The sequence below is a fragment of the Streptomyces sp. NRRL F-2580 genome (genome assembly GCF_000720115.1).
Lineage (GTDB): Bacteria > Actinomycetota > Actinomycetes > Streptomycetales > Streptomycetaceae > Streptomyces.
This window is the reverse complement of record NZ_JOIR01000023.1, coordinates 1-14,793: the sequence shown is the minus strand read 5'-3', so window position 1 is coordinate 14,793 and position 14,793 is coordinate 1. Positions and strand designations below refer to the sequence as shown.

Annotated in this window: 11 protein-coding genes; 5 read left to right on the top strand and 6 right to left on the bottom strand. The window is 74.2% G+C overall.

From position 1 onward, the window contains the following. Positions 1-14: 14 nt before the first annotated feature. Positions 15-2,600, bottom strand: a complete 2,586-nt coding sequence (locus IF88_RS0124460) for an ABC transporter permease (protein ID WP_030716395.1) — start codon at positions 2,598-2,600, stop codon at positions 15-17. Beyond that, positions 2,597-3,373, bottom strand: a complete 777-nt coding sequence (locus IF88_RS0124455; RefSeq protein ID WP_376620465.1) for an ABC transporter ATP-binding protein — start codon at positions 3,371-3,373, stop codon at positions 2,597-2,599. The genes IF88_RS0124460 and IF88_RS0124455 overlap by 4 nt, the downstream gene beginning before the upstream one ends. A gap of 522 nt (positions 3,374-3,895) precedes the next feature. Between IF88_RS0124455 and IF88_RS0124450 the strand changes: the two genes are divergently transcribed. Together IF88_RS0124450 and IF88_RS0124445 are read left to right on the top strand one after the other, a co-directional pair. Further along, entirely contained in the window at positions 3,896-5,353 is a 1,458-nt protein-coding gene (locus IF88_RS0124450; protein WP_037806883.1) for an MFS transporter, read from the top strand. An 89-nt stretch (positions 5,354-5,442) separates the two neighbouring features. Continuing rightward, a complete protein-coding gene (locus IF88_RS0124445) occupies positions 5,443-6,195 on the top strand; it encodes a hypothetical protein (protein WP_234323684.1) in 753 nt (250 codons plus the stop codon). Between the two features lie 453 nt (positions 6,196-6,648). On the opposite strand, the gene IF88_RS0124440 is transcribed toward IF88_RS0124445, so the two are convergent. Continuing rightward, entirely contained in the window at positions 6,649-7,212 is a 564-nt protein-coding gene (locus tag IF88_RS0124440; RefSeq protein WP_030716385.1) for a CGNR zinc finger domain-containing protein, read from the bottom strand. 81 nt (positions 7,213-7,293) lie between these two features. Here IF88_RS0124440 and IF88_RS0124435 point away from each other — a divergent pair, with 81 nt between their 5' ends. Further along, on the top strand, positions 7,294-8,226 hold the full coding sequence (locus IF88_RS0124435) for an alpha/beta fold hydrolase (RefSeq protein ID WP_051837490.1): 933 nt from the start codon (positions 7,294-7,296) through the stop codon (positions 8,224-8,226). A 234-nt stretch (positions 8,227-8,460) separates the two neighbouring features. Here IF88_RS0124435 and IF88_RS0124430 read toward each other — a convergent pair whose 3' ends face one another. From IF88_RS0124430 to IF88_RS0124420, 3 genes are all read right to left on the bottom strand, one after another. Next, positions 8,461-9,333: a DivIVA domain-containing protein gene (locus IF88_RS0124430; RefSeq protein WP_030716382.1), complete on the bottom strand. Its 873-nt coding sequence runs from the start codon at positions 9,331-9,333 to the stop codon at positions 8,461-8,463. Between the two features lie 134 nt (positions 9,334-9,467). Then, positions 9,468-12,008, bottom strand: a complete 2,541-nt coding sequence (locus tag IF88_RS0124425) for an SUKH-4 family immunity protein (protein WP_030716381.1) — start codon at positions 12,006-12,008, stop codon at positions 9,468-9,470. 7 nt (positions 12,009-12,015) lie between these two features. Beyond that, positions 12,016-13,029, bottom strand: coding sequence for an SMI1/KNR4 family protein (locus tag IF88_RS0124420; protein WP_078893102.1), 1,014 nt, complete (start codon positions 13,027-13,029; stop codon positions 12,016-12,018). Between the two features lie 230 nt (positions 13,030-13,259). On the opposite strand from IF88_RS0124420, the gene IF88_RS0124415 reads away from it, so the two are divergent. Together IF88_RS0124415 and IF88_RS0124410 are read left to right on the top strand one after the other, a co-directional pair. Beyond that, positions 13,260-13,838, top strand: coding sequence for a YwqJ-related putative deaminase (locus IF88_RS0124415; protein WP_030716366.1), 579 nt, complete (start codon positions 13,260-13,262; stop codon positions 13,836-13,838). Between the two features lie 2 nt (positions 13,839-13,840). Further along, positions 13,841-14,350 carry an SUKH-3 domain-containing protein gene (locus IF88_RS0124410; RefSeq protein WP_030716361.1) on the top strand — a complete coding sequence of 170 codons (510 nt, stop codon included), beginning with the start codon at positions 13,841-13,843 and terminating at the stop codon, positions 14,348-14,350. The last annotated feature ends 443 nt before the right edge of the window (positions 14,351-14,793 follow it).

The following is a 14,793-nucleotide window of genomic DNA, read 5'->3' as shown; positions in this document are numbered from 1 at the left end:
CGACCGCGCAGCGGTTACTCGCTCGCGATCGCGTTCAGGACGTTCATCCGCCCTGCCCGGAAGGCCGGGACCAGTGCGGCGAACAGGCCCACGAAGGCCGAGGCGACGAACACCCCGATGATCGTCGGCCACGGGATCTCCAGGACCTTCAGGCCCTGGAGCGCCAGCAGCTTCTGGGCGCTGGCGCCCCAGCCCATGCCCAGCCCGAGGCCGAGCAGGGCGCCGAAGAGGGCGATGACCACCGACTCCAGGCGGATCATGCGGCGCAGCTGGCGGCGGGAGAGGCCGATGGCGCGCATCAGGCCGATCTCGCGGGTCCGCTCGACCACCGACAGGGCCAGGGTGTTCACGACGCCCAGGACCGCGACGATGATGGCGAGGCCGAGGAGCCCGTAGACCATGTTGAGCAGCTGGCCGACCTGGTCCTTCAGGGCCTGCTTGTAGTCGGCCTGGTTGCGCACCGTGTACTGCGGGTACTCCGCCATCGCCGCCTTGACCGCCTTGTACGCGGCGGCGTCGGACTGCCCGTCCTTCGCGCTGGCCAGCAGCATGAAGGGCAGCGGCAGCCGGTCGGCCGGGACGTTCGCCCGGGCGACCTCGGTGCTGATGTACTTCATGGTCTTGTCGATGTTGCCGCCGTCGCTGGTGATCGCCGCGACCTTCAGCTTGACGGCGTTGCCGCCGGTGAAGGCGACCGTCAGCTCGTCGCCGAGCTTGATGCCGTGCTGGGTGGCGTACTCCGAGCCCACCGACATGGAGTCCTTGCCGTACGCCGCCGCGTGCTCGCCGGCGACCATCTTGCGCCGGATGTCCTTGGCGTACGTCGGGTCGGTGGCGCCGAGGCCCACCTCTTCGGTGGCGCCGTCCGGGGCGGTGACCTTGGCCGGCACCTCGCGGTAGGCGGTGACGTGGTCCAGGCCCGCGGTGGCGCGCAAGGTCTGCTCGGCCTGCGGCAGCATGGGCTGCCCGGTCTCGGAGTTGATGATGTAGTCCGCGCCGACGGACTTGTCGAGCTCGTCGGTGGCGGAGGCCACCATCGAGGAGCCGACCACCGACAGGCAGGCGACCAGCGCGAGGCCGATCATCAGCGCGGCGGCGGTGGCGCCGGTGCGGCGCGGGTTGCGCAGGGCGTTGCGCTCGGCGAGCCGGCCCACCGACCCGAAGGGCCGCAGCACCACGCCGGAGAGCACCCGTACGACGCCCGCGGCGAGCAGCGGGCCGATCACGATGAAGCCGATGAGGCTGAAGACGACGCCCAGGCCCAGCCACATCGATCCGGGGCCGGCCTTCTCGGCGGCCGCGGCGAGGAAGAGCCCCGCGGCGCCGATGCCGGTGAGGACCAGGCCGAGGGCGGCGCGGATGCGGCCGGCCTTCTTGTCGCCCGGGGTGCCGGACTCCCGCAGCGCGGCCATCGGGGAGACCTTGCCGGCCCGGCGGGCCGGGACGAAGGCGGAGACGACGGTGACGAGGACACCGAGGACGATGCCGACGACCGGCGTGGTCCAGGCGACCGTCAGGTCGTCGGTGGACAGGTGCATGCCCATCTGGCCCATGAGCTTCATCAGGCCGACGGCCAGGCCCACGCCCGCGCCGACACCGAGGACCGAGCCGACGACGCCGAGCAGGAAGGCCTCGACGACGACGGACTTGAGGACCTGTCCGCTGTCGGCGCCGATGGCGCGCATCAGGCCGATCTCGCGGGTGCGCTGGGCGACCAGCATGGAGAAGGTGTTGAAGATCAGGAAGATGCCGACGAGGAAGGCGATGCCGGCGAAGCCGAGCATCACGTACTTCATGACGTTCAGGAAGGAGCCGACGTCCTTGCGGTTGGCGTCCGCGGCTTCCTTGGCGGTCTGCAGTTTGTACGTGTCCGCGCCGACGGCGGCGGCGATGTTCTGCTTGAGCTGCTCGTCGCTCACGCCGTCCTTGGCCGTGACGTTGACGTGCGTGAAGGAGCCGGCGGAGCCGAGCAGGGCCTGCTGCGACGTGGCCGTGTCGAAGTAGACGACGGCCGCACCCGGGTTGGTCACGGTGAAGGTGGCGATACCGGTGATCCTGGCGCGGATGTCGCCGGTGATGGCGATGGTGCGCAGCTCGTCACCGAGCCCGAGGCCGTGCTTCTTCGCGGTGTCGGCGTCGACCATGACCTCGGTGGGGCCGCGTGGCGCCTGGCCCGAGGTGATCTTCATGGACTTGAGCTCGTTGTCGCTCCAGTTGCCCGCGATGGTCGGGGCACCGGTGGTCGAGCCCATGTTCTCGTTCTTGGAGTTGACCACGGTGACCGACATCGAGACGACGCCGCCCTCGGCGCTCTTGACGCCCTCGGCCTTCTTGATCTGCTCGACGGCCGAGCCGGCGAGCATCTCGGGCTTGCCGCGGTCGGGGGTCTCCTCCCCGGCCTTGGCCTCCTTCGGGCTGACGGTCACGTTGGAGTTGGTGACGGCGAACAGCTTGTCGAAGGTGGTGTTCATGGTGTCGGTGAACACCAGGGTGCCGCAGACGAAGGCGACGGAGAGCAGGACCGCGACGGCGGAGAGCGCCATGCGCCCCTTGTGCGCGACGAAGTTGCGCCGCGAGGTCTTCAGGACGGTGTTGCTCATGACGTCCGCCCGCGCGCGTCGAAGTCCTTCATGCGGTCCAGCACCTGGTCGGCGGTGGGCCCGTACATCTCGTCGACGATCCGGCCGTCGGCCAGGAAGATGACGCGGTCCGCGTAGGAGGCGGCTACCGGGTCGTGGGTGACCATGACGATGGTCTGGCCCAGCTCGTCCACCGAACGGCGCAGGAAGCCGAGGACCTCCGCGCCGGCGCGGGAGTCCAGGTTTCCGGTCGGCTCGTCACCGAAGATGATCTGCGGGCGGGCGGCGAGGGCGCGGGCGACCGCCACGCGCTGCTGCTGGCCGCCGGAGAGCTCGGTCGGGCGGTGCTTGAGCCGGCCGGCGAGGCCGACGGTCTCCACGACCCGGTTCAGCCACTCCGCGTCGGGCTTGCGGCCCGCGATGTCCATGGGGAGCGTGATGTTCTCCAGGGCGTTGAGCGTGGGCAGCAGGTTGAAGGCCTGGAAGATGAAGCCGATCCGGTCCCGGCGCAGCTGCGTGAGCTTCTTGTCCTTCAGCCCCGTGATCTCGGTGTCGTCCAGGTGGATCTGCCCGCTGGTCACCGTGTCGAGACCGGCGAGGCAGTGCATCAGCGTGGACTTGCCGGAGCCGGAGGGGCCCATGATCGCGGTGAACTGGCCGCGCATGATGTCCACGTCCACGTCGTCGAGGGCGACGACGCGCGTCTCCCCCGAGCCGTACGCCTTGACGAGCTTCCGCGCCCGGGCCGCGACGGCTTCATGCCCTCCAGTACCCCCGTGCCTGGTTTCGGTCATAGCCGTTGTCACGGTCTTTCTCCCTTTTCGCCTGGGTGCGTCCGCGTGCGTCTGCGTGCGCCTGTGTGCGTCTGCGGGCCGCGTGCGTCCGCGTGCGTCGTCGTCATGAAGTCTGCGGCGGGTGGGGGTCCTGGCACGCTGGTGCCCATCTCCGTATCCACCCGGGGGTTATCCCCACCCCCCACCTCCCGGTCCGTATGTTCCAGTCAAGGAGACGCCGGGGGCCCTCACCTCCTCCGACGGGAGGAACCGCCCCTGGCCCGTTGTGCGGAGGGACCCCTAGGGGATGTCCACCCTTCGGGGGAGAGGGCCTGGGGGATACCGCGGGGCGCGGGGGCGGTGAGAAGGTGCGGTGCGGCCGGTGCGGCCGGTGCGGCCGGTGCGGCCGGTGCGGCCGGTGCGGCCGGTGCGGCCGGTGCGGCCGGTGCGGCCGGTGCGGCCGGCGGGGACGCGGCCGGGGCCGGCGCCGGGGGTGCCCGGAAGGCCGGCGGCGGGCCGCCGACCCCCGTGGTCGCCTCGCTGATGCTCGGCATGGCCCTCGTCGCCCTCGACAGCACCATCGTCGCCACCGCCGTCCCGCAGATCGTCGGCGACCTCGGCGGCTTCTCCGTCTTCTCCTGGCTCTTCTCCGGCTATCTGCTGGCCGTCACCGTCACCCTGCCCGTCTACGGGAAGCTGTCCGACACCTTCGGCCGCAAGCCCGTCCTCCTCTTCGGCATCGGCCTCTTCCTCGTCGGCTCGCTGCTGTGCGCCCTCGCCTGGAACATGGCCGCCCTCATCGCCTTCCGGATCGTCCAGGGCCTGGGCGGCGGCGCCCTCCAGGGCACGGTCCAGACCCTGGCCGCCGACCTGTACCCGCTGAGGGAACGCCCGAGGATCCAGGCCCGGATGTCCAGCGTCTGGGCCACCTCGGCGGTGGCCGGCCCGGCGCTCGGCGGGCTCCTCGCCTCGTACGCGCACTGGCGCTGGATCTTCCTGCTCAACCTGCCGCTGGCCGCCCTAGCCCTGTGGATGGTCACCCGTCACCTGGTGGAGCCCGTACGGTCCCCCGGGCGCCGGGGCCCCGTCGACTGGGCGGGCGCCCTGGCCGTCTTCGCCTGCGGCGGGCTGCTGCTCTTCGCGCTCGTCCAGGGCGGGGTCGCCTGGCCGTGGCTGTCCGCGCCCTCGCTGGGGCTGCTCGGTGCGAGCACGGTGCTGGCCGCGGTGGTGGTCGTGGTGGAACGCCGGGCCGAGGAACCGATCCTGCCGGGCTGGGTCTGGCGACGGCGCACCATCGCCGCGGTCAACCTGGCCCTGGCCGCGCTCGGGCTGCTGATGGTCGCCCCGATGGTGTTCATGCCGACGTACGCGCAGTCCGTGCTCGGCCTCGGGCCCGTCAGCGCCGGGCTGGTGATGTCGGTGATGACCCTGAGCTGGCCCATCAGCGCCGCCCTCAGCCAGCACGTGTACCGGCGCATCGGCTTCCGGAACACCGCGGCCGTCGGGATCGGCCTCGCCGCGGTGATCCTGTTCTCCTTCACCCTGCTGCCGCACCCCGCCCGGCCCTGGCAGCCCGCGCTGATCATGCTGCTGCTGGGCGGTGCCCTCGGCCTCTTCCAGCTCCCGCTGATCGTCGGGGTCCAGTCCACGGTGGGCTGGGCCGAGCGCGGGACCACCACGGCCTCGGTGCTCTTCTGCCGGCAGGTCGGCCAGAGCGTGGGCGCCGCCCTGCTCGCCGCCGTGGCCAACGCCACCATCGCCGCCCGCCTGGCCGGCGCGCCCGTACCGGGGCTCCCGGACCACCTCGACGACGTCGCGAAGGCGCTGGAGCGGCCGGGGCTGCTCCCGGCGGCCGCCGCCGACTACCTGCGCGAGGCCGTCGCCGCCGCCGTGGAGCACATCTTCCTCGGTGCGAGCGCGGCCGCCGTGGCCGCGCTGCTGGTCCTGCTGTTCGTGGCACCGCGCAGGTTCCCGGTCCTGCCGGAGCTGCGCGAGGAGTAGCGGGGCAACGGCCGGGCTGCCGGCCAGACTTGTCAGGGGCGGGCCAGCGGAAGACCCTCGTACGCAGCACCGTCATCCGGGGGGACGACATGGCATCCGCACTGTGCGCACTGCTGTTACTGGCCGCGCCGGCCGGTCCGATCGGCCCGCGGCTGCGCAGGAGCCCGGCGTTCGTCACCGGCCGCGACGGCCGGCTCTCCACCTCCACGGCGCTCGCCCTGGCCTGGACGGTGATCCTCGTCTGGCTGCTGCTCGCGATCCTCGCGTACGGGCTCACCGCGGGCGGCGGCGTCGTCTACTTCCGGGCCGCCGACGGCCCCTTGTCCCAGCTGACCACGGTGTACCTGCCGCTGCTCGGCGGCCCGTACGTGGCGCTGATCGCGGCGAAGACGGTCGTCGGCCTGCGCGTGGAGAACGGCACGCTGGCCAAGCCGGCCCCGAAGCCGACGCGGTCGGGGCGGCGGCCGCTGCGGGATCTGATCGCCAACGACAGCGGGCGCACGGACCTCGTCGACCTCCAGTACGTCGCGCTCAGCGCGGTCACGATGCTGTACGTGGTGCTGTTCTTCCTCGCGGACGTGGGCGCCGGGCTCCCCCGGCTGCCCGCCGAGATGTGGGCCCTGACGGGCGCCCCGGCCGGGGCCTACCTGGCCGGAACCCCGGCCCGGGTGAGCATGGACGGCGCCGCCGCCCCGGCCTTCCTCGACCCCGCGACGGGCACCCTGAGCGCCCCGCTCCCGCAGGGCACGACCGCCCCGTTCGCGGTGACGGTCACGGCCCGGGGCCTGCGCAGCGACCCCTGCCTGTACGAGCCCCCGGCCCCGCAGCGACCGGCCGGCTAGAGCGGCTCTGTCGGATCAGTGCGTGTCGGGGTGATCCGCGCGGTTCGGCGCCCGCCTGGGGATGCCGCCGCTTCCCGGTGCGGCGCCGCTGCCGGGGCTCCGCCCGAGATCGGGGCTCCGCCCCGGACCCCGCGCCTCAAACGCCGGCGAGGCTGAAGGAACGGGGGCAGCCGGGCCGGTTGGGCCGGGGTCGGGTGTGTGTCGGGGCGATCCCCGCAGGGCGCCGAACGCACTTCCGCCAGACTCTCCGACCCCTCGTCACGTTCGGCGCCCGAGGAGACGCCCCGGCGCGCGCCCGCCCCCGGCCCACCCGGCCCCCCGCCAACCCCGCCCGCTCGGCCCCGGCCCAACCGGCCCCCCGTACCCGCCCGAGCGGCGCAGCCAACCCGCACAACGGGCCCCCGCCGACCCCCGCCAACCCCGCCCAAGCGGCGCGGCAACCGGCTGGGCCCGTCACTCCTCCGGCTGTCCCTTGTGGCGGGCGTAGTAGCGGGCGACCCGGGCGCGGTTGCCGCACACCGAGGCGACGCACCAGCGGCGGCGGGAGTGGGCCGGCAGGAAGAGCAGCACGCAGTCGTGCGCCTCGCACTCACGGACCTGCCCCACCCGGGGATCCGTCAGGAGTTCCGCGACCGCCTCGGCCAGTTCGGCGGCGAGCCGCGGGGCCGGATCGGCCGAGCGGTGCGCGGGGGCGATGGCGCCGTGCTCCGGCGTCCAGGCCAGCACCCGGTGGGACGGCGCCGCGGCCAGCGCCCCGTTCAGCGCGGCCAGCGCCCCGGCCGGGGGCCGCTCCCCGCGCCGGGCCGCGTCGAGCGCCGGGCGCGCGGCCTCCCGCACGGCCCGTACGGCGGCCACCTCGGCCGCGCCCACCGCGCCGACCGGGGTCAGCCGCGCGGCCTGCGCGTCCAGCCAGGCCGCGAGTCCCGCCGGGTCGGCGACGAGGTCGCCTTCCGCGGTACGGGTGTTGAGGAGGTCCAGCGCGAGGGGCTCACCGGTGAGCGGGAAGGTCACTGTCACCCAACTAATGCTACTGCAACCACTTGACCCATTAGTGATCACCAGCAAGACTAATGGAACCGAAGCCGCAGGAGGCATGTGATGACCGCTCGTCGCACCATCCCCACCATCCAGCACCGCACCGTCGACGTGGACGGAGTCCGCGTCGCCTACCGCGAGAGCGGCCCCGCCGACGGCCCCGTCCTGCTGCTCCTGCACGGCTTCCCCACCGCCTCGCACCAGTTCGCCCGCCTCATGGACGCCCTCGGCGACACCCCCTACCGCCTGATCGCCCCCGACTACCCCGGCTTCGGCCGGACCGAGGCCCCGGCCGGATTCACGTACACCTTCGACCGGCTCGCCGACGTCGTGGAGGGCTTCACCGACGCCCTCACGCTCGACCGCTACGCCCTGTACGTCTTCGACTTCGGCGCCCCCGTCGGACTGCGGCTCGCCGCGCGCCGCCCGGAGCGGGTGACCGGCCTGATCGTCCAGAACGGCAACGCGTACGAGGAGGGCCTCTCCGACGCGGCCCGCGAGTTCGCCGGGCTCCGGCGCGAGGTCCCCGGCAACGAGGAGCGGATCCGCGGCCTGTTCACCCTGGAGGGCACCCGCTTCCAGTACGAGACCGGCGTCGCCGACACCGGCCTGATCTCCCCCGACAGCCTGACCCTCGACGTGCACCACCTCGGCCTGCCGGGGCGCGCCGACGCCCAGGCCGACCTCGCCTTCGACTACGCCTCGAACTTCGCGCACTACCCCGCCTGGCAGGTGTGGCTGCGGAGCGCGGGGGTGCCGGTGCTGGTCGTCTGGGGCGCGGGCGACCCCTTCTTCACCCCGGCGGGCGCCAAGGCCTACCTCCGGGACGCCCCGGACGCCGCCGTCCACGTCTTCGAGGGAGCGGGCCACTTCGCCCTCGAAACCCACCTCCCGCAGATCGCCCCGCTGATCGAGGACTTCCTCACCGAGCTGGCCGCACCCAGCCCCGCCACTTCCAGTTCCGGCCCCGCCACTTCCAGCCCCGCCGGCGTTTGAGGCGATCTTTCAGCCCCGCCGGCGTTTGAGGCGCGGGTCCGGGGCCGGCCCCGGCAACGGCGCCGCTGCGCGGAGCGTTCCCCCCGCCCCGCCCTTCCACCGTTCCCTGGGGCTCCGCCCCAGACCCCGCTCCTCAAACGCCGGAGGGGCTGAATAGTTCAGCCCCGCCGGCGTTTGAGGAGCGGGGGTTCGGGGGCTGGCCCCCGGCAACGGCGCCGCGCCGGCCAACGGGCGTCAGCCCTCCGCAGGGGCGCGGCCCGTCAAGGCGGCGAGGCTGGAGCGGACGTGGTTCATGTGGGCCCGCATCTCCTCCTGCGCCTCCGCGTGCTCCCGCAGGATGCGGTCCGTCTCCCGCCCCACCCGCTCCTCCCGCATCCGCGCCGCCGCCACCAGCTCCGCGGCCCGCGCCTCCGCGTCCTCCTGGCCGTGCCGCGCCGACTCCTCCGCCTCCGCGAACCCGCGCCGGGCCTCCGCCAGGCGGGCCTGCGCGTATCGCTCCAGCTCGGCGTGGCGCGCCTCCAGCTCCGCCTCCCCCGCCGCCAGGCCCCGCTCCGCCGTCTCCCAGCGCTCCGTCTGCTCCTGCTCGCGCTCCGCCAGCTCCGCGTCCGCCCGCCGCCGCGTCTCCGCCAGCGCGGCCGCCGCCTCGGACCGCCACGCCGCCGCGTCCTCCCGGGCCTGCGCCCGTACGTCGTCCGCCTCCCGCTGCGCCCGCAGCAGCCCCTGCCGGACCCGGACCTCCGTCTGCTCGCGCACCGCCTCCGCGTCGCCCCGCGCCAGCTCCGCCGCCCGGTCGGCGCGCGCCTCGGCCGCGCCCAGCGTCGCGTACGCGTCCGCCCGCGCGTCCATCCGTACGGCGTCCGCCTCCTCCTGCGCCAGCAGCAGGATCCGCCGGGCCCGCTCGCCCAGTTCGTCGTACGTCTGCGGGGCGAGCCCGGCCACCGCCTCCCGCAGCCGCGCCGCCTCCGCCTCCATCTGCTTGGCCAGGACCGTCAGCCGTGCCACCCGCTCCCAGGCGTCGTCGCGGCTCCCGGAGAGCCGGGCGAGATACCGGTCGACCTCTTCCATGCGGTAGCCGCGACCGCGCACGGTCGCAATGGGTGCACTCATCCTGGATGCGCCTCTCTCGCGGGGATTCCCGTCAAGGATGCGCCATTTGATCCCAGAAGCCCGAATGGCCGGGCCGAGACCCCCTCCGAGGGTCCCGACCCGGCCATTCCACCGGTCATCCGATCAGGGCGACCTCAGAGCAGTCCGTCCCACATCTGCTCCAGCAGCACCGACCACCAGCTCTCCGGCGACGCCAGCGCCGCACTGTCGAGCCCGGCCAGATTCGCCTGGAAATCGACGGTCCACCGGCCGGCCTGTTCCGGCGTCAGATGCTGGCGCAGTCGCCACATGTGACCCAGCATCGCCAGCGAACGCACGAACTGCGGCAGGCTCGAGTTCACGAACTGCGGCGGCACCGGAGCACCCCCCGGACCGCCCTCCACCGGCACCGCCACGATGTGCGCGGTGCCGTACTGCACGCAGAGCGCCTTGCCGAAGTCGCTGCCGACCACGAGGTACGAGCCCGCGTCCGAAGCCGGCTGCACCTGCCGCTGCGCGGCCATCTCGGCGAGCGTCGGCACCGGCTGACCCGGCACCGCCTGCGCCCAGAAGAACGGCCCGAAGTCGACCGGCAGACCCGACCACATCAGCGTCTGCGCCACGATCTCCGGCACACCCTGACGGGACACCGCCCGCTGGTCGAAGCGGAACACGCCCTGCGGGCCGAACGCCCCCGTCAGTTCCTGCGCGATCGCCTCCAGCGGGATCGCCGGCTGCAGCGGGACCTGCGGCAGGGGCGCCCGCACCGGCGCGGGGCGCGCCGGACCGTCCGCCACCTGGTGCAGCTCGCCCTGATGGGTGAGCAGGTGCCGCATGCCGGCCTGCCGGCCCGCGTGGTCCTTCCCGTACGGGGCCACGCTGGTGATCCGCACCTGCGGCCAGGTCTCCCGGATCATCCGCGCGCAGTAACCGCCGGGCAGCTCACAGGACTCCAGTTCGGTGTGCAGTTCCAGCACCTGCTGCGGCGGCACGTTCATGGCGCGCAGCTCGTGCAGGATCTGCCACTCCGGGTGCGGGGTGCCGGGCGCCGAGCGGCGGATGAGCTGCTGCTCGGAGCCGTCGGGCGCGCGGTATCGCAGCACGGCCTGGTAGCCGGGGCCGACCGTGGGCGCACCGGTCGGGACCTGGACCGGGGGCTGCGCCACGGGTCCGCCCGGCGGCGGACCGGGCGGGCCGGGAGGCTGCGGTACGCCGGGACCGGCCAGCATCGTCGCGGCGTGGTCGAGCCCGCCGCCGGGCGCACCGGGCGCACCGGGAGCGCCGGGAGCGCCGGGAGCCCCGGGCGGACCGGGCGGTTGCGGTACGCCGGGACCCGCGAGCATCGTCGCGGCGTGATGGGCCCCGCCACCGGGGACACCGGGCGCACCGGGCGCACCAGGTGCCCCGGGCGGACCGGGAGGCGCCGGAGGCCGGCCCGTCACGGCCGGACCGGCCAGCATCGTCGCGGCGTGGTCCAGCCCGCGGCCGAGCGACCCGGGAGCCCCGGGCGGGCCGGGCGGGCCGGGAGGCTGCGGCGCGCCGGCGCCCGGGGCACCGGGCGGGCCGGGCGGCGCGGGCGGCTGACCGGTCACGGCGGGGCCGGCCAGCATCGTCGCGGCATGGTCCAGCCCGCGGCCGAGCGACCCGGGAGCCCCGGGCGGACCGGGGGGCGCGGGCGGCTGACCCGCACCCGGAGCACCGGGAGCACCCGGAGCACCGGGGGCACCGGGCGGACTGGGCGGCCCGGGAGGCCCGGGAGGCTGCGGTACGCCGGGACCCGCGAGCATCGTCGCGGCGTGATGGGCACCGGGCGCACCGGGCGGACCCGGCGGCGTCGACTGCTGGCCCGCGGGCCCGCCCGGCCGGGAGACCTGTGCCTTGCTCGTCGGCGCGTCGGCGATGTCGGCGGCAGGCGAACCCAGCGCGGGCACCACAGCCGTCCGCGGCAGCTGGCTGCCACCCGGCATGAGCGTGGTCTTGGCCTCCGGGGCCACACCGGAGGACGGCCGGTCCTCCAGGTCCGACCCGGACAGCGGCGGCGCGAACACGGTCGCGGGCAGCGGTACGGACGCGTCGTCCGTACCGGAGTTCACGTCGGTGCCCGCCCACGGCGTGGCACCGGTCGGCACCGCGGGCGGGGCCGGGTCGGCCGCCGGGACGCCGTCGTTGGCCGTCGGCTCGTACGGGATCTCGCCCCCGCGCCGCAGCGGCACCGCTTCCACCGGCGCCGAAGGCGCGGCGGGAGCCGCGGCGGCCGGCTCATCGGCAACGGAAGCCGAGGCAGGCGCCGACGCAGGCGCGGGCGCAGGCGCGGGCGGAATCCCCGCCCGGTCCGCGGCCTCCTGCAGCCACTCCGGCGGACTCAGCATGAACGAGGTCTGCTCCGAGTCGATCCGCGGCGGCGGAACCGAAGCCTCCGAAGCGGCCGAGGCGGCGACCGCCCCGTACTCCTCCTCGTACCGGCGGATCACCTCACCCACCGGCAGCCCCGGCCACAGCGTCACCTCCCCGCTGTCCCGCGCGATGACCAGCCGCTGCCGGCCGCCCCCGGACACCGGGCCCGCCGCACGGTCCTCCGCCCACACCACGAACCCGAGCCCGAACTCCCGTACGCGCACCTCACGGTGCTGGTACGCGGGCACGTCCCCGTTGATCCACTCCTCGGCGCGCTCCTGCGCCTGCGCAAAGGTCACCATCGCGCCGTCACCCCTCATCCGAACCGGGACGCACCGACGGAACCGGTCCCGCCACGGGAACCGAGCGTGCGAATCCGCCGTCCACCATCAGACCGGCCACCGTCTCCAGCTCCGGCGGGTTGCCCGCCAGCCGCTCCAGAAAGGCGTCGAAATCAGCACCGCACGGCAGCAACAGCCGCTCCACGCGCTCCTGTACCGACCAGCCGTCCTGGTCGCGCGCGTCGTCGTACGGGGAGAACCACACCGAGCCGATGGCCTCGCCCTTCACCTTCAGGGCGAGCAGCCCGCCCTGCGCGAAGGCCAGGCACAGGTAGTCCTTCGTCAGGTGGTCCCGCAGGCACTTGTTGACGTACACCAGGTCGTTGACCGCCGCCTCCTCACGCACCGTGAAGAACGGCTGGTCCACCAGCAGACCCAGGTCCACGTCCAGGCCGGCGCCCACCGGAGCGCAGCCGCCCGCGGCCTTCAGGAACGAGCGGTACGCCTCCGGCAGCCGGTAGCCGAGGTCCTCCTCGACCCCCTGCACCAGCTCCTCGGACACCGAGACCACCGACTTCGGCAGCCCCATGTGCACCGGGCGCAGCTCCTGCAACGGGCGCGTCCCGCGCTTCTCGTGGTCCACCGGAGCGGTCGCCAGCCCCGCGTGGTGCCGCAGCAGGGCCTTCACCTCGACCGGGACCAGCTCCATGCGCCGCGAACCCGCCACGTGGTGCCAGGTCCAGCCGTGCGGGGTCGCCACCGGCCCGACCGTGTCCCACAACTCGTGCCCGGCGGCCTTCATCGCCGCGTTCGCGGACACGTAGTCCGTCAGCCGCAACTCGTCGACGCCGAACCCCTCCGGGGGCTCGGCGATCTCCACGGCCGCACGCGCGTACGCGGAGAAGTCCGGATGGCCGTTGCCGTCCATCCGCACCCCGTGGGGATGCCGAGCGGCCCGGACCGGGTCCGGGAAATGCACGACCTGCCCCGAGTAAGCGGCGTTGGGTGGCGCGGCCTGCTGCCCGAGCCGACCTGTCGTCATGGCGGTAGCCCCCTGCTGGATCTGGCTGGTTCACCACAGCCTATGCGCTGGGGCAAGAGCCTCACCCGCGCGCGACCGGCACACCCACCGCGGGGCCAGGAACATCCGAATTGATACGAATATTCGACCCCGCTTCCGCATGACAGGTGACATTTGACAGGCTGTCCCCGCAGCACGGGGGCGTGCGCGACAGCGGTCACCACCGCCGCCACGGGAGGGAAAGCGCGACCATGCACCACACGGCAACACGCACAGAACCGGGCGACACCGCCCCGGAAGCACCGGGCACACCGGCTGCCGCGGGCCCGGCCGGCGAGGCGAACGGCCCCGCCGGCGACCCCCGCCTGCGCTGGAGCAGCACCGACGGCCGCCCCGTCGCACCCGTCCTGCGCTTCCGCCGCGACGGCATCCTCCCCACCGTCGCCGCCGCCCTCTCCGTACGCGGCGAAACCCTCACCGGAACCGCCGGCAAGGCCGACCAGCCCCCCGTGCTCCACCCCCTCGTCCAGGACTTCCTCGACACCCTCACGAGCGGCCAGCGCGAACGTTTCACCGGCCGGTGCCCCGAGGCGATACTGCTCTCCCGCCACCTCGCCGCCGTCGAGGCGGCCCGCTCCCGGCGCGCCTCCCGCAAACCGCTCTCCGCGAGCGAGGCCCGCCGCTCCCTCAAGCACTCCAAGATCACCGCGCGCCGCATCCGCGAGGACGGCGACCCGCTCCACGGCAGCTACGCACCGCCCTGCCGCTCCTGCGACGCCCTCCTCGCCCACTTCGGCGTACGCCCCGTCGACCTCACCCCAGCCGAGTAGCCATGACCCCCACCTCCGCCTCCTACGACCGCTCCTCGGCCACCCGCTTCCCGGTCGCCGTGGACTCCGCCCTGCGCACGGCCGGCTGGGAACCCGGCCGCTGGGACATCAAGCAGGCCGAGTACTGGGCCGACGCGCTCCGGGACCACACCACCCCCGCCGGACACCGGCACACCGTCTTCCCCGCCGCCGTCGAGGCCTGGGCCGAATTCGGCGGGCTCACCGTCAGCGCCCCCGGACCCGGCCGCCAGATCGCCCCCACCCCGATCCGGCTCGACCCGCTCACGGGCCTCCACCTCGCCCGCACCTTCGCCGACCTCGGCCGGGCCCTGTCCACCCAGCTCTGCCCCCTCGGCGTCGAGGCCGACGGCGGCTCCCACCTCGCCCTCGACCGCGAAGGCCGCGTCTACGGCATCGACCACACCGGCGACTGGTACCTCGGCTCCACCCTCGACGAAGCCCTCACCCTCCTCTTGACCGGCCTCCAACCCACCCGCCTCACGACGGCCTGACCCGTCGGCTCCCGCCTGGGGATCCCACCGCCCCGCTGCGCGACCTCCGCCCGGACCCGCTCCTCAAACGCCGGAGGGGCTGAACTTGCGCGGCAGGGGCTGAGGGGCGCGGCAGAGCTGGACGGTGCACCTCAAAGATCGGGGCTCCGCCCCGGACCCCGCGCCTCAAACGCCGGCGAGGCTGAATTGTGCGGCGGGGCCGGATGGTGGGCGGAGGCTGGAGCGGCGCGGCGCAGCTGGACGGTGCGGCACAAAGACCGGGGCTCCGCCCCGCACCCCGCCGGGCTCCGCCCGGACCCGCTCCTCAAACGCCGGAGGGGCTGAAACACCGGGGCTCCGCCCCAGACCCCGCGCCTCAAACGCCGGCGAGGCTGAATTTGCGCGGCGAAGCCGAACCGGCCGGTTGGGACGGGGGTGGGTGTGTGCCGGGGTGATCCCCGCAG

What these genes read in the sequence shown, in the direction of transcription:
- IF88_RS0124460 (WP_030716395.1), bottom strand. Translation starts at nt 2,600, where the DNA reads ATGAGCAACACCGTCCTGAAGACCTCGCGGCGCAACTTCGTCGCGCAC.
- IF88_RS0124455 (WP_376620465.1), bottom strand. Translation starts at nt 3,373, where the DNA reads ATGACCGAAACCAGGCACGGGGGTACTGGAGGGCATGAAGCCGTCGCG.
- IF88_RS0124450 (WP_037806883.1), top strand. Translation starts at nt 3,896, where the DNA reads ATGCTCGGCATGGCCCTCGTCGCCCTCGACAGCACCATCGTCGCCACC.
- IF88_RS0124445 (WP_234323684.1), top strand. Translation starts at nt 5,443, where the DNA reads ATGGCATCCGCACTGTGCGCACTGCTGTTACTGGCCGCGCCGGCCGGT.
- IF88_RS0124435 (WP_051837490.1), top strand. Translation starts at nt 7,294, where the DNA reads ATGACCGCTCGTCGCACCATCCCCACCATCCAGCACCGCACCGTCGAC.
- IF88_RS0124430 (WP_030716382.1), bottom strand. Translation starts at nt 9,333, where the DNA reads ATGAGTGCACCCATTGCGACCGTGCGCGGTCGCGGCTACCGCATGGAA.
- IF88_RS0124425 (WP_030716381.1), bottom strand. Translation starts at nt 12,008, where the DNA reads ATGGTGACCTTTGCGCAGGCGCAGGAGCGCGCCGAGGAGTGGATCAAC.
- IF88_RS0124420 (WP_078893102.1), bottom strand. Translation starts at nt 13,029, where the DNA reads ATGACGACAGGTCGGCTCGGGCAGCAGGCCGCGCCACCCAACGCCGCT.
- IF88_RS0124415 (WP_030716366.1), top strand. Translation starts at nt 13,260, where the DNA reads ATGCACCACACGGCAACACGCACAGAACCGGGCGACACCGCCCCGGAA.
- IF88_RS0124410 (WP_030716361.1), top strand. Translation starts at nt 13,841, where the DNA reads ATGACCCCCACCTCCGCCTCCTACGACCGCTCCTCGGCCACCCGCTTC.